This is a genomic window from Pseudomonas sp. FA-1 (assembly GCF_056856075.1).
Map to the genome: position 1 here is coordinate 198288 of NZ_JBWXTH010000009.1, position 18327 is coordinate 216614.

Annotated in this window: 12 protein-coding genes; 8 read left to right on the forward strand and 4 right to left on the reverse strand. The window is 65.6% G+C overall.

Features of this window, described 5'->3' with window-relative positions; all coding sequences use genetic code 11:
• Positions 1–2 precede the first annotated feature (2 nt).
• Complete coding sequence (locus AC1MHZ_RS17420; RefSeq protein ID WP_482966713.1) at positions 3–1148, forward strand: GNAT family N-acetyltransferase; 1146 nt, start codon at positions 3–5, stop codon at positions 1146–1148.
• Between the two features lie 18 nt (positions 1149–1166).
• Here the strand turns inward: AC1MHZ_RS17420 and AC1MHZ_RS17425 are convergent, their stop codons facing one another.
• Positions 1167–3410, reverse strand: a complete 2244-nt coding sequence (locus tag AC1MHZ_RS17425; protein WP_482966714.1) for a putative bifunctional diguanylate cyclase/phosphodiesterase — start codon at positions 3408–3410, stop codon at positions 1167–1169.
• 140 nt (positions 3411–3550) lie between these two features.
• Between AC1MHZ_RS17425 and AC1MHZ_RS17430 the strand changes: the two genes are divergently transcribed.
• The 3 genes from AC1MHZ_RS17430 to AC1MHZ_RS17440 all read left to right on the forward strand — a co-directional run bounded on the left by AC1MHZ_RS17430 (position 3551) and on the right by AC1MHZ_RS17440 (position 7047).
• Positions 3551–5170: an NADP-dependent glyceraldehyde-3-phosphate dehydrogenase gene (locus AC1MHZ_RS17430; protein WP_482966715.1), complete on the forward strand. Its 1620-nt coding sequence runs from the start codon at positions 3551–3553 to the stop codon at positions 5168–5170.
• Between the two features lie 142 nt (positions 5171–5312).
• Positions 5313–5780 carry a VOC family protein gene (locus AC1MHZ_RS17435; RefSeq protein ID WP_084858948.1) on the forward strand — a complete coding sequence of 156 codons (468 nt, stop codon included), beginning with the start codon at positions 5313–5315 and terminating at the stop codon, positions 5778–5780.
• 85 nt (positions 5781–5865) lie between these two features.
• Complete coding sequence (locus AC1MHZ_RS17440; protein WP_368828993.1) at positions 5866–7047, forward strand: hypothetical protein; 1182 nt, start codon at positions 5866–5868, stop codon at positions 7045–7047.
• Positions 7048–7155: 108 nt separating this feature from the next.
• On the opposite strand, the gene yiaY is transcribed toward AC1MHZ_RS17440, so the two are convergent.
• The 3 genes from yiaY to AC1MHZ_RS17455 all read right to left on the reverse strand — a co-directional run bounded on the left by yiaY (position 7156) and on the right by AC1MHZ_RS17455 (position 10641).
• Positions 7156–8304: an L-threonine dehydrogenase gene (gene yiaY, locus AC1MHZ_RS17445; protein ID WP_084858950.1), complete on the reverse strand. Its 1149-nt coding sequence runs from the start codon at positions 8302–8304 to the stop codon at positions 7156–7158.
• Between the two features lie 149 nt (positions 8305–8453).
• Positions 8454–10013 carry a threonine ammonia-lyase, biosynthetic gene (gene ilvA / locus AC1MHZ_RS17450; RefSeq protein WP_482966716.1) on the reverse strand — a complete coding sequence of 520 codons (1560 nt, stop codon included), beginning with the start codon at positions 10011–10013 and terminating at the stop codon, positions 8454–8456.
• Between the two features lie 181 nt (positions 10014–10194).
• The gene (locus tag AC1MHZ_RS17455; RefSeq protein ID WP_084858952.1) at positions 10195–10641 is read right to left on the reverse strand and encodes a PACE efflux transporter; all 447 of its coding nucleotides are present in this window, start codon (positions 10639–10641) and stop codon (positions 10195–10197) included.
• Between the two features lie 304 nt (positions 10642–10945).
• Between AC1MHZ_RS17455 and wecB the strand changes: the two genes are divergently transcribed.
• From wecB to AC1MHZ_RS17475, 4 genes are read left to right on the forward strand one after another with little or no spacing between them, the layout of a single operon-like run.
• A complete protein-coding gene (gene wecB / locus AC1MHZ_RS17460) occupies positions 10946–12100 on the forward strand; it encodes a non-hydrolyzing UDP-N-acetylglucosamine 2-epimerase (RefSeq protein WP_324812353.1) in 1155 nt (384 codons plus the stop codon).
• On the forward strand, positions 12097–14271 hold the full coding sequence (nfrB, locus tag AC1MHZ_RS17465; protein WP_465002199.1) for a cyclic di-3',5'-guanylate-activated glycosyltransferase NfrB: 2175 nt from the start codon (positions 12097–12099) through the stop codon (positions 14269–14271). The genes wecB and nfrB overlap by 4 nt, the downstream gene beginning before the upstream one ends.
• A complete protein-coding gene (locus tag AC1MHZ_RS17470; protein WP_482966717.1) occupies positions 14268–17264 on the forward strand; it encodes a phage receptor in 2997 nt (998 codons plus the stop codon). Before nfrB ends, AC1MHZ_RS17470 begins: the two co-directional genes overlap by 4 nt.
• Entirely contained in the window at positions 17264–18100 is an 837-nt protein-coding gene (locus AC1MHZ_RS17475) for a DUF4434 family protein (RefSeq protein ID WP_482966718.1), read from the forward strand. Before AC1MHZ_RS17470 ends, AC1MHZ_RS17475 begins: the two co-directional genes overlap by 1 nt.
• Positions 18101–18327: the final 227 nt, after the last annotated feature.

The following is an 18327-nucleotide window of genomic DNA, read 5'->3' on the forward strand; positions in this document are numbered from 1 at the left end:
CCGTGGGTTTGCAACTGAGGTGGTGCGACTCGCTGCTGGATGGGCATTTTCCGGCGGCCGAATATGAAGCCCTGCGGCTGCGGGTAGTCCGCAGCACGCCGTTCAACCACCTGGGCTGGCAGCAAGCCGCCGAGGCCAGCCTGGACGCAGGCCAACAATTGCAAATCTTGCTCGGCTATCGCGATGGCCGGCTCTGCCTGTGCCTGCCGCTGGTTCGACAGCAGGTGCGTTTCGGCCTGCTGCGCGTCCCTGTGGTCCGGCATCTTGGCTATCCCTTGAGCGACCGCATCGCATTACTTATCGACCTTCCGTCCAGCTTCGCCGACCACGTCCTGCGGGCCATCCGCCAGAAGCTGCCCCATGCCCTGCTGCAGCTCAATGAGCTAGCAGGCGAGCTTGATGACTGGCAGCGACAGTGGGCCTTGGCAAGCTCGCACTTCGAACGGCAGCTGTCTTGCAAGGTTCCGACGCACCGTATCCAGGAATCCGATCGTCAGGAAGTAAGCGGCCCGCCACGTTACAAGCTGCGCCGTGCGCGCAAACGTCTTGCACTCTGTGGCGCACGGGAACGGCGGGTCACCCCGACGGTAGAGACCATCAATGAAGTACTCGATGCCCTCAGCCGCGTCGAGCAGGCCAGCTGGAAAGGCGAGGATGGCGTCGGCATCTTTTCAGGAGACCGACGCCGACAATGGATGTACCTGGGACTTTCTGCCATGGCTGAGCATGGGCTGGTACGGGTGGTGCTGCACGAAGTGGACGGTCGATGCATCAGTTACCGTCTGGGCCTGCTCGAACATGGGCGGCTCTACGACTACAACCTGGCATTCCTGCCCGAATTCCATGAACTGGGCAGCGGCCGGGTCTTGCTCGAAGAGTGGCTTCGCTGGGGCCTGGACGAGGGCTGGCGCTGGCTGGACGCTTCGAGGGTGAGCCTGGACAATTCCAGCCATCAATTGCACGAGCGAATGACCGACCATGTCGAACAGTGGCGCCTGAACAGCTTCAGCTGGCGACTCGACGGTATCTGCCTGGGCCTGGCCATGCGTTGCTGGCATTGGCTGAAGCCGCACCTGCGTAACGGTCGTGCAAAAGGTGCGAACAAGCGAGGCAAGCAACCTGCTGCGATACCCGATGCGGCATCGTAGATGAAGGCTACCTGAGATTCAGTGCAGGTGGCCTTGCCGCTGATTGTCGCCACGTTCGGCCAGCCATCGCGAGAACGCCTCCACCGGCATCGGCCGCCCCAACAGGTAGCCCTGCCCCTGGTCGCACCCAGCGTTGCGCAGGAAGTCATATTGCGCCTGGGTCTCGATACCTTCGGCGGTGATCCGAAAACCCAGGGCGTGGCCCAGGTCGATGATCGCGCAGGCGACCGCCTGGGCATCATCGTCGCCTGGCAGGTCCTTGATGAACGCCCGGTCGATCTTCAGGTGATCGATGGGCAGGGCACGCAGATAGGCCAGCGACGAATAGCCGGTACCGAAGTCATCCACTGCCGTGGCCACACCCATGGCCCGCAATTGTGCGAGCACTGCGCAGGCCTGCTGCTGGCTTTCCATCAGCAGGCTTTCGGTGATCTCCACTTCCAGCAGGCTCGCCGGCAGGTCGTAGCGGGCCAGGGTCGTGGCCAGGCTGGTGACATAGTCGCTGCGCTCGATCTGCAACGCCGCCACGTTGATCGCCATCGACCCGGGCAGGCAGTCGGCGGCGCGCCAGGCGGCCAACTGGGCGCAGGCCAGCTCCAGCACGCGCTCACCCAACGGAATGATCAGGCCGGTGCGTTCGGCCAGGGGGATGAACTCGGCCGGCGACACCAGCCCGCGTTCCGGGTCACGCCAGCGCAGCAATGCCTCCACCCCTTCCACGCGACCACTGAACAGGTCGAGCTTGGGCTGGTACCACAACTCGAACTCGTCATGCTGCAAGGCCCGGCGCAGGTTGCGCTCCAGCTCCAGGCGCTGCTGCAGGCGCTCGGTCATGTCCGGGTGATAAGGCCGCCAGGCATTGCGACCGCCCTCCTTGGCCGCATACATGGCGGTGTCGGCATGGCGCAGCAGGCTGTCCACCGTCTCGCCATGCTGCGGGCAGCGGGCAAGGCCGATGCTGCCGGTGACCAGCGCGGCATTGCCGTTGAGGTCGAATGGCCGCTGCAGGCAGCGCAGCAAGGCGCATACCTGGTGGCTGACCTGGCCCTGGCTGCCCTGAAGCATGAACACGAACTCGTCGCCGCCCAGGCGGCAGAGCCGGTCGGCGCTGTCCAGCTCCTGCAGGAAGCGCGCCGTGGCCTGCTGCAGCAGCAGGTCGCCCATCGGATGGCCCAGGCTATCGTTGACCTGTTTGAACCCGTCGATATCGAGGATCAGCACGGCCAGCCCATGGTCCCTGGCAATGGCCTCTGCCAGCTGTTTCTGGAACAGCACGCGATTGGGCAGGCCGGTGATGGTGTCGTAGTGGGCCAGGCGTTCGAGCTGCGCCTGGGACTGGCGGAGCTCGCGGTTGCGCTGCTGCAACAGGCGCTGGTTGCCGTTGAGCTGGGCAACGAACAGGCTGAACAGCCCCGTGCAGGTCAGGGCGAAAAGAAACAGCGGCGAGGCGAACAGGCCCAGCACCGGCCAGCCATCGCGAGGCGCGGCGGCCATCTGCCAGTGCCCTCCTGGCACCGTCACCAGCTGGCTGAGCAGCGGGTCGTCGAACAGCTGCGGATCGCCCCAGATCAGCGCACCATCCGTGCCCTTGCCGTCCGCCCCGCGCAGCGCCACCTGAATATCCATGTCCGGGCGCAGGCCTGCGGCCCATAGCAGGCTGTCGATATCGGCGACGATCGACACATTGCCCCAATAGAGCTTCACCCCTCGCTTGCCGGAGACGAACACCGGCCGCCGATAGATCAATGCCCGCCCACCCTGGTACAGGCCGACCGGGCCGGCCAGCACGGCCTCGCGGTGCTCACGGGCCGACTGCAACATGGGGAACTGGTCAGGCAGCCGACGATAGTCCAGGCCTAGGATCGACTGGTTGCCTTGCTCGGGATAGACCGCGCTGATCACATCGTCCGGTGCCAGGGCGATGTGGTGCATGTAGGGCACCGACTCGAGCGCGTCCTGAGCCATCCCGTGGAAATGCCCAGGGCTGATTCGCCCATCGGTGGAGATCAGCTGGGCGATGCCTTCGGCCTCGGCGAATGCCGCCCGCAGCTGCGCCTCCAGGGCGCTGCGCACTCCGGAAAGGCGTGCGGCAATGTTGGCCAGCTGCTCGCTTTGCTCGCGGCGCATGTCCAGGTGCCCGAGCGCGACGGACAAGCCGATGCCCACCAGGGCGAAGCCGACCGGCAGCAAGCGGTGCACAGTGCGCCGCAGCCTGCCTTTGCAGGACGGCGGCTGGTCAGGGGATACGTGGAGAGTTTTCATTGGGCGGAAATCGGCGGCGATTAATTGTGTATCGGCCCGGCAAAGGCAAATTTGAGCCAGACTGGTGTTTTTCTTCCAGTGGGTGCATGCTCGCAGCTGAAGCGATTCACCTACCCAAGAACAAACGAGGTGCAGTACCCATGGACCGTCTGCTCGATTCGCTGTTTCCCGCCCCCGACGCTATCCCCGAGGCTTGGCGCCTGGGCGAACCCCTGGAGCAACGCGACTACCTGGTCGGTGGCCAGCTCAGGCGTTGGGACGGCCCGTTGGCCACGGTACGCAGCCCGGTCTGGCTCAAGCACGGCGACAGCGAACAGCAAGTGATCCTCGGCAGTGCCCCGCTGCTCGACGCCGATACTGCCCTCACCGCCCTGGATGCCGCCGTACAGGCCTACGACAAGGGCCGTGGCGCCTGGCCGACGATGCGCGTGGCCGAGCGTATCCAGCACGTCGAAGCCTTCCTGGGGCGCATGCGCGAACAGCGCACGGCGGTGGTCAAGCTGCTGATGTGGGAGATCGGCAAGAACCTCAAGGACTCGGAAAAAGAGTTCGACCGCACCTGCGACTATATCGTCGACACCATCAATGCCCTCAAGGACCTCGACCGACGGTCGAGCCGCTTCGAACTCGAGCAAGGCACGCTCGGCCAGATCCGCCGCGCACCGCTGGGCGTCGCGCTGTGCATGGGCCCGTACAACTACCCGCTCAACGAGACCTTCACCACCCTGATCCCGGCGCTGATCATGGGCAACACCGTGGTGTTCAAACCGGCCAAGTTCGGCGTGCTGCTGATCCACCCGTTGCTCGAAGCCTTCCGCGACAGCTTCCCGCCAGGGGTGATCAATGTCATCTATGGCCGTGGCCGCGAGACGGTCAGCGCCCTGATGGCCAGCGGCAAGATCGACGTATTCGCCTTCATCGGCACCCACAAGGCCGCCAGCGACCTGAAGAAACTGCACCCACGCCCGCACCGTCTGCGTGCGGCCTTGGGCCTGGATGCCAAGAACCCCGGTATCGTCCTGCCCCAGGTGGACCTGGACAATGCCGTCGAAGAAGCAGTCACCGGCGCCCTGTCGTTCAACGGCCAACGCTGCACCGCGCTGAAGATCCTGTTCGTGCACGAAGATGTGGTCGAGCCGTTCCTCGAGAAGTTCCAGCGCAAGCTCGCCGCGCTCAAGCCCGGCATGCCCTGGGAGCCGGGCGTGGCCCTGACCCCGTTGCCCGAGCCCGGCAAGGTCGACTACCTCGACGGCCTGGTGGCCGACGCCACGGCCAAGGGTGCCCGCGTGCTCAACGAGGGAGGCGGCACCAGCCGCGGCTCGTTCTTCTACCCGGCCCTGCTCTGCCCGGTGGCGCCCAGCATGCGCGTCTACCACGAGGAGCAGTTCGGCCCGCTGGTGCCGGTGGTGCCCTACCGCGACCTGCAGACGGTGATCGACTATGTGCTCGATTCCGACTATGGCCAGCAGTTGAGCCTGTTCGGCAACGACCCGCAGACCATCGGCATGCTGGTCGATACCTTCGCCAACCAGGTGGGCCGCATCAATATCAACGCCCAGTGCCAGCGTGGCCCGGACACCTACCCGTTCAACGGCCGCAAGAACAGCGCCGAAGGCACCTTGTCGGTACACGACGCCCTGCGTGTGTTCTCTATCCGCACCCTGGTGGCCACCAAATTCCAGGAAGCCAACAAGGCGCTGATCAGCGAGATCATCCGCAACCGCCAGTCGAGTTTCCTGACCACCGACTACATCTTCTAGCCGAGCAGCCTCTAATAGGGAAAAGGCATTTGCGCATTTGCCGAAACTGTACAAACATACAGCCTCGGTAAATGCGTGAAGCCTGTCGCGGATATATCTGCGGCGGGTCGGTACTGACCTTACCTGAAGGAGGAACCTTGCAATGGCGGTCAAACCTGTTCCCGAAGGACAACACAGCATCACGCCCTACCTGGGCATCAAGGACGCAGCAAAGGCCATCGAGTTCTACAAGCAGGCCTTTGGTGCGGTGGAGATGTTCCGTCTCGAAGGCCCCGACGGCCGCATCGGCCATGCGGAGCTCAAGATCGGCGATTCCTCGCTGATGCTCGCGGACCCCTGTGACATGGAAGGCGGGCTCACCGCCAGCCAGTCGCTGGGCGGTACTGCCGTCGGCCTGCACCTGTATGTCGAGAACTGCGACAAAATCTACGACCAGGCCGTCGCCGCCGGCGCCCTGGCCCTGCGCCCGGTGCAGGACCAGTTCTACGGCGACCGCAGCGGCACGCTGAAGGACCCGTTCGGCAACCTGTGGTTCGTCTCCACCCATAAGGAAGACCTCAGCCCAGAGGAAATCCGCGCCCGCGCCGCCAAGCTGTTCGGCGGCCAGTGAACCACAAGCTGCGAGCTTCAGGCGTTCGGGTTGAAAGCGCCCTGACTTTGCCGGAAGCTTGAGGCTCGTAGCTTGGAGCTGCTGAATGCGAATCATCGAAAAGAACGCTGCGCAGGTGCGCAGCCTCACCCCGGCCGAGGAGGAACTGCTGGTCGGTTTTGCCTCCGGTACCCTCGCCGGCCCGCGCCTGTTGCAGGCCAACCAGTGGCTGATGAAGGTACGCAGCGCCAACCAGTGGCTGGCCTGCGACTGCCGCCGGGATGCCATGCCAGTGCTCAACGTCAGCCTCAACGGCAATACCGGCACCCTGTTCCTGCGCAACAACCCGGACACCCCTGAGCATACCCCCGGCTGCCCGTTCACCAAGGTCGAGCGCGAAACCGGCGAACGTAGCGAGCAAACCGCCGTGCCTGCCGCCTGGCTGCCGCCGGATACCCCGCTGCGCCTGCTGGGTGATTTCAATCGGGCGGGTGTCGGCGGCCCCGGCGCCACGACGGAGCGCCGTGAACAGCAACGCTTGCTGTCGTTGCTGCTGACCTGGATCGAAGCCAGTGGCTTGAACGTCTACGCCACCCACCTGAAGAAGGACCTCACGGCCCAGTTCGCCGACCTGCGCGGCGTGGCCGGTCGCTACCCGCTGGTGGAGCGGGTACCGGCGAGCAACTACCTGGAAACCCGCCTGGACATGAAGCACATGATGATGCTCAAGTCCCGCCTGCGTGACGCCACGGCCTTCGGCAACCACCGCCGTCATGGCCTGCTGCTCGACTGCATCGACCAGGTCAAGGGGCGCAAGCTGTTCAACGCCCGCACCGAGGACGGCTTCGACTTCCAGGGCCACCATCTGTTCTGGGACGGTGGCCGCACCAGCGGGCCGTTGCTGGCCCTGGCGCTCTATTCGCCAACCACCGCCGGCAGCCATTTCTATGAGCTGATCCACGTCGCCAGCGTACCGGTGCTGTCGCGCGGGCATCTGTTCCCGGTGTACCGCGACGAAGAGCGCGAGCCGCTCAAGGCATTGGTGTCGCTGATCGACTGGATGGCGGGCAAAGGCGTCAAGGTGCTGATGCGCCGGCCGGTCATCGGTGGCCAGGTGATGGATGAACTGGTGCTCACGTCGGACCAGGACCGGGTGCTGTCGGTGTCCCTGCTGGCGCAACCCATCGGCCCTGAACCGGATGCAGAGAATTTCAAGCGTTATGCCGACTTCAAGAGCCTGGAGACGTTCCGCAAGTATGTGGCAGGGTTCTTTATGCGTGAGCGGTGACCGCCGTTATGCTCGACGTGAGAGGCCCGGGATTGGTAAATCGCGCGCCGCCCGCACGGCACGCGATTTCCGCCCACCCCATCCTGGCCCGAACACCATCTGCCCTGGCTAGAACGCCGCCTTGAAGATCGCCTCGATCTCTGCCTGGTTCGCCGGCCGCGGGTTGGTCAAGCCACAGGCATCCTTCAGAGCATTGGCCGCCAGCACCGGTACGTCCTCCACCTTGACCCCGAGCTCCGCCAGGCCGGCCGGAATGCCAATCGCCGCCGCCAGGTGCTCGATGGCTGAAATCGCTGTACCTGCGCCCTGCTCTGCGTCCAACCCACACACCTTCACACCCATGGCCTTGGCCACATCGCGCAGGCGCGCGGCACTGACCTTGGCGTTGAAACGTTGCACATGGGGCAGCAGGATGGCGTTGCACACCCCGTGCGGCAGGTCGTAGAAGCCCCCCAGCTGGTGCGCCATGGCATGTACGTAGCCCAGGGATGCGTTGTTGAACGCCATGCCGGCGAGGAACTGGGCATAGGCCATGTTCTCCCGTGCCTGCAGGTCGTTGCCATCGACCACGGCCTGGCGCAGGTTGGCGCTGATCAGGGACACGGCCTTGAGCGCGCAGGCGTCGGTGATCGGCGTGGCGGCAGTCGATACGTAGGCTTCGATGGCGTGGGTCAGGGCATCCATGCCGGTGGCGGCGGTCAGCCCCTTGGGCATGCCGACCATCAGCGCCGGGTCATTGACCGAGAGGATCGGCGTGACATTGCGGTCGACGATGGCCATCTTCACGTGGCGCGCCTCGTCGGTGATGATGCAGAAGCGGGTCATCTCGCTGGCGGTGCCGGCGGTGGTATTGATGGCGATCAGCGGCAGTTGCGGTTTGCTGGAGCGGTCGACGCCTTCGTAGTCGCTGATCCGCCCACCGTTGGTCGCGCACAGGGCGATCCCCTTGGCGCAGTCGTGGGGCGAGCCGCCGCCAAGGGACACCACGCAATCGCAACGCTCACGCTGCAACAAGGCCAGCCCGGCCTCGACGTTGGCGATGCTCGGGTTCGGCTTGGCGCCGTCGAATATCACCGAATCAATGTCGCGCCCGGCCAGCAAGCCGGCAATACGCTCGGCCACGCCGGCTTTCGCCAGGCCCTGGTCCGTGACGATCAGGGCCTTGCGCAGGCCGTAGCCGGCGATGGCCGCCATCGCCTCGTCAAGGCAGTCGATGCCCATGATATTCACGGCGGGGATGAAGAAGGTGCTGCTCATGGCCGGATCCTCTTGGAAGGTCTGTCTACCCTTGAGGATCCGCCTGCTGGCGCGGGACAGTATTGACCCAGCGCAACGCACAGTCAGCGAACACCACCGAACCTGTGGGAACGGGCTTGCCCTGCTATGGGGCCGAGCCTGCCCGACACTCAGCCCAGGAACAACCGGTAAGCCGGGTTCTCGGTCTCGTCCCAATAGCGATAGCCCATCTCGTCCAGGGCCTGGGGCAACCCGGCGAGCTCCTCGCCAGGCACCTCCAGGGCCGCGAATACCCGCGCCTCGGCCGCACCATGGTTGCGGTAATGGAACAAACTGATGTTCCACCGTTTGCCCAGCCGCTCGAGAAAGCCCAGCAACGCTCCCGGCCGTTCGGGGAACTCGAAGCGCAGCACCCGCTCCTGCGCCCCCGGCGCGGCATGCCCGCCTACCGTATGGCGTACATGCAGCTTGGCCAGCTCGTTGTCGGTCAGGTCGAGCACGTTGTAGCCCTGCTCGCGCAGGCTGGCCAGCAACGCCTGGCGCGGGTCGTGTTGTGGGTGGGTCTGCACACCGACGAACAGCCGCGCCTCCTTGCCGGGGTAATAGCGATAGTTGAACTCGGTGATCTGGCGCTTGCCCAGGGCCTGGCAGAAGGCCCGGAAGCTGCCCGGGCGCTCCGGAATGGTCACGGCGATGATCGCCTCGCGCTGCTCGCCCAGCTCGGCACGCTCGGCCACATGGCGCAGGCGGTCGAAGTTGACGTTGGCACCGGAATCGATCGCCACCAGCGTCTGTCCGCCAACCCCTTCGCGGGCCACGTACTTCTTGATCCCGGCCACCGCCAGGGCGCCGGACGGCTCGGTGATCGAGCGGGTGTCGTCGTAGATGTCCTTGATCGCGGCGCACAGTTCGTCGCTGCTGACCGTCACCACTTCGTCGACGAAATGGCGGCACAGCTCGAAGCAATGGGCACCGACCTGCGCCACCGCGACGCCATCGGCGAACGACCCCACTTGCGGCAGGATCACCCGTTCGCCGGCAGCCAGGGCCGCTTGCAGGCAGTTGGAGTCCTCCGGCTCGACCCCGATCACCTTCACCTCCGGGCGCAGGTACTTGACGTAGGCGGCGATGCCGGCGACCAGCCCGCCGCCACCGACCGGGACGAAGATCGCATCCAATGCGCCCGGGTGCTGGCGCAGGATCTCCATGGCCACCGTGCCCTGGCCGGCGATCACGTCCGGGTCGTCGAACGGCGGCACGAAGGTCGCGCTCTGGCTGTCCGCCAGTTGCAAGGCATGGGCCAGGGCATGGGGAAAGCTCTCGCCATGCAGCACCACATGGCCACCGCGCGAGCGCACGCCCTGGACCTTGAGCTCCGGCGTGGTGGTGGGCATGACGATGGTCGCGCGTATTCCCAGGTGCGATGCCGCCATCGCTACGCCTTGGGCATGATTGCCCGCCGATGCGGTGATCACCCCCCGTTCCCGTTGCGCCGGGGTCAGCCGCGACAGGCGAGTGTAGGCACCCCGGATCTTGAACGAGAAGGTCGGCTGCAAGTCCTCGCGCTTGAGCAGCACCTGGTTGCCAAGGACGGCCGACAGCGCCGGGGCCGGTTGCAGGGGCGTCTCGATGGCCAGGTCGTACACAGGGGCACTGAGAATGCGGCGAACCTGCTCCGACAGCAGTTGCTGGGGCGAGGTGCTACGAAGGCTGACGCTAAGGCTGGTCATCGATGACTCCTGATGGTTTCAAGTACCCAGGAGCCGGAAAGAAAAAACCCGCCTCCAGGGCGGGTTCGGTGCACGTACGCGCTAGCCCGCCAAGCGAATAATGGCGGTAATAATGCTGATGGCGCGACGCTGCGGGAATCTGTTCATGGGCAGGAAACTTATCCTGCCGCCAGGTAGCGAGTCAACACCCCTGCGAACCTTCTCGGGCCTCCTGGGCAGAAACCGGAACGTCGAAGACCTTGTCGAAGCCCCACTGGAACACGAAGGCATAAACGAAGAAAAACAGGAACAACGCCAGGTTGGTTAGCAAGGCCGCCCACAGGCTGATATCCATCCAGTAGGCCACCAGCGGCAGCAGGATCAACACCAGCCCGCCTTCGAAGCCCAAGGCATGCAGCAGCCGGCGCAGGAAGGTTCGGCTGCGCTTGTCCTGGCGCGCCTCCCAACGTTCGAATGCCCAGTTGTAGCCCATGTTCCAGCTCATGGCGATGGCCGACATGAGGATCGACAGCACCGTCGAATGGGCCATGCCCGCATCGAACATCAGCGACAGGGCCGGCGCTACGCAAGCCACGGCGATGACTTCATAGAGGATGGCCTGGACCACCTTGCGTGCCTTGCCTTGCATGAACGGCTCCTTGGTAAGAAAGCGTACAAAGTTACAAGCTGAACGCTACAAGTAAAAGCTTGTAATACATCTCGTAGAGAAAATCGCACTAACGTACTAGAATAACCGTTTCAGCATATGACCACCCTTCCCTGGCATTCCAGCGCATCGGGCTGATACGCGCCCTTCTCCTGGATGCTGCTGCGCTCCGAACGTCTGGCGTCGGCGCGTGTCGATATTGGACAACCCCACATTTGACTGCTTGTCTTTGACGTGCTGCAGCGCGCGTCACTTCGTCCAGGGAATAGAACGGAGGATTCAAACCATGGCACATACCGTCATGATGGTATTCGGTACCCGCCCTGAAGCGATCAAGATGGCCCCCCTGGCTCGCGTGTTGCGCCAATGGCCCGGGATCGACCTGCACATCTGCTCCACCGGTCAGCACCGGGAAATGCTCGAGCAGGTGCTGACCGCCTTTGGCCTTGGCGTCGACCAGGACCTCAAGGTGATGACCCACAGCCAGACCCTCAACGGCCTGTCCCGCGACCTGCTGGACAAGCTCGACAAAGCCTACGAACAGGTCAAGCCGCAGATCGTCCTGGTCCATGGCGACACCACCACCAGTTCCATCGCAGCCCTCGCCGCCTTCCACCGCCAGATTCCCATCGGCCACGTCGAGGCGGGCCTGCGCACCGGCAATCTCAGGCAGCCCTGGCCTGAGGAAGCCAACCGTCGCCTGACCGGCGTACTGGCCGACCTGCACTTCACGCCTACCCGCGACTCGGATGCCAACCTGATCCGCGAAGGCGTGCACCCCGACCAGATCGAAGTCACCGGCAACACGGTGATCGATGCCCTGTTGTGGATGCGCGACCACCTGGCCGCGCAGAACTGGCAACCTGCCGCCGACTCGCCGCTGGCCGTACTGCACAACGACCAGCGCATGGTGCTCATCACCGGCCACCGCCGGGAGAACTTCGGCCAGGGCTTCGAGCGCATCTGCAAGGCGCTGGCCCAGTTGGGCGAGCGCTACCCCCACGTGCAGTTCGTCTATCCGGTACACCTGAATCCGCAGGTCCAGCAGGCGGTCTACGGCGTGTTGTCCGGGCGTGGCAACATCCACCTGGTACCGCCCCAGGACTACCCGCATTTCGTCTGGTTGATGAACCGTGCCGACGTGATCCTCACCGACTCCGGCGGCGTGCAGGAGGAAGCCCCCGCCCTGGGCAAGCCGGTGCTGGTACTGCGCAAGGTCACCGAGCGCCCGGCGGTGCTCAAGGGCGGCACGGTCAAGCTGGTGGGCACCGATACCGATCAGATCGTCGCCCAGACCAGCCTGCTGCTCGATGACCCCGAGGCCTACGCACGCATGGCCAGGGTGTACACCCCCTTCGGTGACGGCCACGCCAGCGAGCGCATCGCCGAGCGCCTGAGCCGCTGGTTCGATGAACAAGCCGTCGGGCGGGGCGACGCATGAGCCTGGCCTTCGTCGACTTCCTCGTCTATGTGCTGTTCGGCCTGAAGCTGCTCGCCATCGCCCTGGCCAGCCTGATGTTCCTGCTGGGCCTGGACGACCTGTTCATCGACATCTGCTATTGGGGCCGCAAGCTGATCCGGCGTTTTCGCATCTACGACCGCTTCGAGCCGGCCGACGAGAAGCGCCTGTTCGAAGTACCGGAAAAACCCCTGGCGATCATGGTCCCGGCCTGGAACGAAGTGGGCGTGGTCGGCGAGATGGCGCGCCTGGCCGCCTCGACCATCGACTACGAGAACTACCAGATCTTCGTCGGCACCTACCCAAACGACCCGCAGACCCAGGCCGACGTCGATGCCGTGTGCCTGCACTACCCCAACGTGCACAAGGTGGTCTGCGCGCGCCCCGGCCCTACCAGCAAGGCCGACTGTCTGAACAACATCATCGACGCGATCCTGCGCTTCCAGCAGGACGCACGCATCGAGTTCGCCGGTTTCATCCTGCACGATGCCGAAGACGTGATCTCGCCCATGGAACTGCGCCTGTTCAACTACCTGCTGCCGAACAAGGACATGATCCAGATCCCGGTCTACCCCTATGCACCGGAATGGAAAGGCTTCACCGCCGGGCACTACGTCGATGAGTTCGCCGAGAACCACGGCAAGGACGTGATCGTACGCGAGGCATTGACCGGCCAGGTGCCCAGCGCCGGGGTCGGCACCTGTTTCAGCCGCCGCGCCATCAGCGCCCTGCTCGAGGATGGCGACGGCATCGCCTTCGACGTGCAGAGCCTGACCGAAGACTACGACATCGGTTTTCGCCTCAAGCACAAGGGCATGAAGTGCATCTTCGCCCGCTACTCCATCACCGACCCGGCCTTGGCCCTCAAGCAGGAATGGCGCTGGGGCATGAGCCGGCGGTTCTCCCAGGTGATCTGCGTGCGCGAGCACTTCCCGCGCGACTGGCAACACGCCATTCGCCAGAAGTCGCGCTGGATCGTCGGCATCGTGTTCCAGGGCACCAGTAACCTGGGCTGGAGCCGCAAGGGCGCGCTCAACTACTTCCTCTGGCGCGACCGCCGTGGGCTGTTCGCCTACCTGCTGAGTTTTTTGGTCAACCTGTTGCTGCTGGTGTTGCTGGCCATCTGGCTGGTGACCACCATCGCCCCTGAGTCGTGGCGTTTCATGTCGATCCTGGGCGACAGCTGGCTGCTGTCCACCTTGCTCTGGCTTAACGGCCTGCTGCTGATCAATCGTCTGTTCCAGCGCGGCTGGTTCGTCACCCGCTACTACGGCATCGGCGAAGGGCTGTTGTCGGCACCGCGCATGATGTGGAGCAACTTCGTCAACTTCTTCGCCAACCTGCGGGCCCTGCGCCAAGTCATGGAAATGGGCGATTCGCGGCGCGTGGCCTGGGACAAGACCACCCATGAATTTCCTGCCATCGCCTCGCCCGCCCGCATCCCCCTGGGCCAGCGCCTGGTAGCCAAGGGCCTGATCACCGACGAGCAGCTGCAACAGGCGATCACCAGCCCGGTGCGCCGTCGCCTGGGACGCGAACTGCTGTTGCGCGGTTGGCTCACCAGCGAGCAGCTGGTCGAGGCCCTGGCCGAGCAGATGGACATGCCCTGGGCTCCCCTGAACCCATTCAAGGTTTCGCCGCAACTGATCGCCCAGCTGCCCCGACGCCTGGCTACCCACTACGGCGTACTCCCGGTCGCCGAGGACGGCGAAACCCTGGTACTGGCCAGTGAAAGCCCGGTCAGCCAGGTCTCGCTCGGGGTCATCAGCCGCCAGCTCAAGCGCCCGGTCAGCAATCGCCTGGCGCCCCAGGGCCGGGTCGCTCTAGGCCTGCACCATCACTACCCCAGCCCATGGCAGAAGGAGGAAACCCGGCAGATGCTCGCTGTGCTGGAGCGCAACCAGGACGATGCCGCGCTGCTGGAACGGGTATGCGTGCACCTGGTCATGCTCGGCGCCCTGCTGCAAGTACGCGGCATGGTGCCGGTGACCCTGTTCAACCAGGCGCTGATCGACTTCGACCCCGAGCACATGACCCTGGGCCAGCACCTGGTCGCCCGCGGCATCATCACCGAGGACGTGCTGCAGCAAGCCCTCGCCGAACAGGCCAGCGAGCAGCAGGCCGCCTATGACCTGACCCGGGAGGTGGCATGAAGCCCCGTCTTTCCCTGACCCTCACTGGCCTGTTGCTGTGCACCGCCTCCCTGCCCACGCTGGCCGCGCCGATGAGCGACTTCCAGCGTTTTCGCAGCTACCCGTTCATGGAGCGCAGCTACCGCGAAGCGCAGCGCGACAACTGGCAGGAAGTCGAACGCCTGACCCGCCACGTGCTGCAGCGGGTGCCCAACAACGACGAAGCCAGGGCCCTGCTGATGCAGGCCCTGGCCCACCAGCGCCGCTACAAGGAGGCCGAGGCGCTCGCCGAGCAGCTCGACGATACCCCCGAGCATGTCGATGCCTTGCTCGAGCTGCGCTTGACCTGGATCGAGCAGGACCCGCCACCGGCCAGCCAGGTCGAAGGCTGGCTCGCCAGCAGCGAAGGCCTCCAGCGGGTGCGCCTGTGGCAGGCCTATAGCCTGAGCCTGGCCAAGTTCGGCGGTGCTGCCCGCGCCCTGGACTGGCTCAACCACCTACCACCGCGGGACGACGGCATGGTCCTGCGCCTGACCCGCGCCAACCTCGCCGAGCAATTGCGCAACTGGGGCGAAACCATCGAGCAATTGCAGCCGCTGGCCGAGCAAGGCACCTTGCCGGTGCAAGACTGGCACCGCCTGGCCAATGCCTATATCCAGCAAATCGACGAACAAGGCCTGCAGAAGCTGCTGGCCAGCGCGCCGTCCGAGAAGGCCGCCAACGAGGCGCGCCTGGCCATGGCCAACCGCGCCATCGCCGTCGGCCACAACCAGCAGGCGCAACGCTGGCTGCAGGCTCTGCCCAGCGAGCAGTTGCAACAGCCCGCACAACGCCGACAATTGTGGGAGTTGGCCCGTGAAGGCGACGACGCCGCCTTGGTGCGCACGCTCAGCAACGAACTGCAGCGGCCCTGCCTGGAAACCGTCGACTGGCTTTCCCGTCACGACCCGCAACAGGCCCGAGAACAGTTCGCAGGCTGCAGTGCCAGCGCCGACCCGCATGCCCATGCGGTGCTCAAGCAGCGCTTGTATGGCGACCCGCCTGCCCCGCCCCAGCCGCGCACCGCCGCGCAATGGGAGCAGCGCTATCGCCAGACCGGCGACCTGGCCGCCCTCGAACAGGCCAGCTATCTGTTGCTCGAACAAGGCCACCCGGAGCGCGCCCGACAGCTACTGGTACCCGCCTACGATCGCCGCCAGGGCCACCTGACAGCGAGCCTGCTGCAACGCCTGGCCAACCTCTACGCTCGCAACGACGCGCCCCTGGATACACGGCGTATGCTGGGCCTGGTGCCCCGAGTCGATGCTGGCACCCGTGCCCAGCTGCTGGGCCGACTGGCCGAGGCCGGCCAATGCGACGCCGTGCGCCAGGCGGTACCCACGCCCACCGAGGCCGGCCAGTACCGCGCCCTGGGGCGCTGCGCCATGCCCGGCCAGCCCGGGCAGGCAGTGGTCTACTACCAGGCCGCCGAACGCCTGGGCGACCCGGGCAGCCGCCTGCCGTTGGCCTATGCCCTGGAAGCTGCCGGCGATTCCGAAGCCGCCGCGCCTATCTGGCGCAACCTGCCTGCCGACGCCTGGAACGACAATGCGCGGATGACCGCCGCCCAGGGCGCGCTCAATGCCGGCGATGCCAGCGCAGCCCGTGCTCATTGGGACGCAGCCGCCCACCAGAGCGCCGACGACTGGGCCCTGGGCGCCGCCATCGCCCAGCGCCAGGGCAACCCGGCCGAGGCCCTGGAATTCCAGCGCCAGGCCCTGGCCCATGCGCCCCGCGCCGACCACTACTACGCGGCGGCCAACACCGCACAGCAAGCCGGCGACAGTGCCCAGGCCATGGCCTGGCTGGCCGAGGCCGTGCGCCTGGCACCCGACCAGCCACGCTACCGTGCCGACTATGGCATGCGCCTGGCGGGTTCGGCGGACAGGCAGCAACGCCGGGCCGCCATTCCCTACCTGGAGCGGGCCACCCGCGATTTCCCCGAGGACTACCGCCTGGGCGAGACCCTGGCACTGCGCTACGACGAAGCCGAGGACAGCGCCGCGGCACGCCGTGAGCTGCGCCGAGTCATCGACGTGGAACAGAACCTGGTGGACGGTGACGACGAGTACGGCAGCCTCGAGTCCCGCAAGTACCGCCAGCGCCGCGCCCACGAAACGCTGTCGCGGCGGGACACGGTCACCCTGGCCAGCACCTGGTCGCCCGCTGGTACCTCGACCAACGACAAATTCCTCGAGAACGGGGCACGCAGCACCGAGCGCCGGGCCCGTTCGCAGAACGTGCAGATCGCCATGTGGGACCATGCCCTGGGCGAAGAGCCCAGCCGCAATGGCAGCACCCTGTCGGTCTATGGCCGCGTGCTGTTCGGCGGTCAGAGCCGCACCGACTACGCCCAGAGCCTGGGCACCGGCGTCGGCCTGCGCTACAAGCCGTTCGGCCAGGCCAACCTCAACCTGTATGCCGAGCTCTATCACCAGCGCCAGGTCGATAGCGACCACTACACCGGGCTGAGCCTGGGGGAGCTGCTCAGCCCGGCCAAGGTGGGCGGCAACTGGGGCGACCTGCGCCACCATGCCGAATCGAGCAATGACCTGCTGCTGCGGGCCACCGCTTCGTTCCTCGACCAGGGCGATTGGCGCAACGACTGGCGAGTGGACGAGGACCAATGGAACGAGCGTTTCCTCTACCTGGATGCCGCCTGGTGGACCCGCGCCGGCGACCATGCGTGGTTGTCGCGCTACCAGCAAGGCCACGCTTGGAAACTGCCTGGCAACTCACCACAGACGGTCATGCCCTATGGTTTCCTCGAGTTCGCCAGCCAGGACCCGAGCAATGACTGGCGCCAGGACCTGCGCACGGGCGTGGGCGTACGCTGGCAGTGGTGGTTCGACGACGACCGCTACAACGCCTACCGCGGCTCGCTGAAAGTACGCGCCGAATACCAGCAGTCGCTGGGCGGCAACCTCTACGAGCGCGCCAATGGCGTGCTGCTGGGTGTGGAGTTGACCTTCTGATGCGCACGATTCTGATGATTTGCATGCTTGCCCTGTGCCTGCCGGCCGTGGCCGACCAGCGTCTGTTCTACCAGCCACTCAACCGCGACGCTGCCGTGACGCCCAGCCAGTGGCAACAGGTGTGGCGGGACACCAAGGCCCAGGGAGGCAAGACCCTCATCGTGCAGTGGACCGCCTACGGCGACAGCGACTTCGGCGGCGCCCAGGGCTGGCTGGCCAACAGCTTGCGCGAAGCCCAGGCCCAGGGGTTGGAACTGGTGCTGGGGTTGTATATGGACCCGGCCTACTACCAACGTCTGGAAGAGCTCGATGGCGAAGGCCTGGCCAACTATTGGAAGGCTCAACTGGGCCGCGCCCTGACCCAGTACAACCAGGTCCGCCAGCACTGGGACCTGCCCGTCGCCGGTTGGTACCTGCCCCTGGAGCTGGACGACCTGCATTTTCACGAAGCCAGCCGCCGCGACGCGCTGCATCGTCAGTTGCAGGCCTTCAACCGGCAGTTGGACCAGCCGTTGCACCTGAGCGCCTTCAGCGCCGGGCACCTGGCGCCGCGGGTCAACGCGGCCTGGCTGGGCCAGTTGGCCGAGCTGGGTTTGACTGTATGGTGGCAGGACGGTGCGGGCACCGGTCGCCTGCCGGCGCAAGTACGCCAAGCCTATGAACAGGCCCTGCCCTGCCGGGTGGGCATCGTGCGCGAGGCATTCCGCCAGATCAGCGCACCGGGCCAGCCATTTCGCGCCGAGCCGGCGCAACCGGCGCTGGTGGGCGGATGCCATGCCGAAGCGGTGTTCGCCTTGCGCTACCGGCCTTGGGCGCGTGCGCTGCCGTTGAATTGAGCGAGGGTCTATCGCGGGACAAGCCCGCTCCCACAGCCCCGCACAGCCCGTTGGGGCCGTGCAACCTTTGTGGCTGGCGGCAGCCTGCGATGGGCCGCAAAGCGGCCCCTTGAGTCTGGAGGGGTTCCACCGTTTGAAGGCTTGGGGCTGCTTTGCAGCCTATCGCAGGCTGTCGCCAGCTTCCACCCAGATCGCGGCGAAATCCCTGTAGGAGCGGGCTTGTCCCG

Coding starts and splice junctions, on each gene's coding strand:
- AC1MHZ_RS17470 (WP_482966717.1), top strand. CDS start 14,268: ATGAAGCCCCGTCTTTCCCTGACCCTCACTGGCCTGTTGCTGTGCACC.
- AC1MHZ_RS17455 (WP_084858952.1), bottom strand. CDS start 10,641: ATGCAAGGCAAGGCACGCAAGGTGGTCCAGGCCATCCTCTATGAAGTC.
- AC1MHZ_RS17430 (WP_482966715.1), top strand. CDS start 3,551: ATGGACCGTCTGCTCGATTCGCTGTTTCCCGCCCCCGACGCTATCCCC.
- AC1MHZ_RS17475 (WP_482966718.1), top strand. CDS start 17,264: ATGCGCACGATTCTGATGATTTGCATGCTTGCCCTGTGCCTGCCGGCC.
- wecB (WP_324812353.1), top strand. CDS start 10,946: ATGGCACATACCGTCATGATGGTATTCGGTACCCGCCCTGAAGCGATC.
- nfrB (WP_465002199.1), top strand. CDS start 12,097: ATGAGCCTGGCCTTCGTCGACTTCCTCGTCTATGTGCTGTTCGGCCTG.
- yiaY (WP_084858950.1), bottom strand. CDS start 8,304: ATGAGCAGCACCTTCTTCATCCCCGCCGTGAATATCATGGGCATCGAC.
- AC1MHZ_RS17440 (WP_368828993.1), top strand. CDS start 5,866: ATGCGAATCATCGAAAAGAACGCTGCGCAGGTGCGCAGCCTCACCCCG.
- AC1MHZ_RS17435 (WP_084858948.1), top strand. CDS start 5,313: ATGGCGGTCAAACCTGTTCCCGAAGGACAACACAGCATCACGCCCTAC.
- AC1MHZ_RS17425 (WP_482966714.1), bottom strand. CDS start 3,410: ATGAAAACTCTCCACGTATCCCCTGACCAGCCGCCGTCCTGCAAAGGC.
- ilvA (WP_482966716.1), bottom strand. CDS start 10,013: ATGACCAGCCTTAGCGTCAGCCTTCGTAGCACCTCGCCCCAGCAACTG.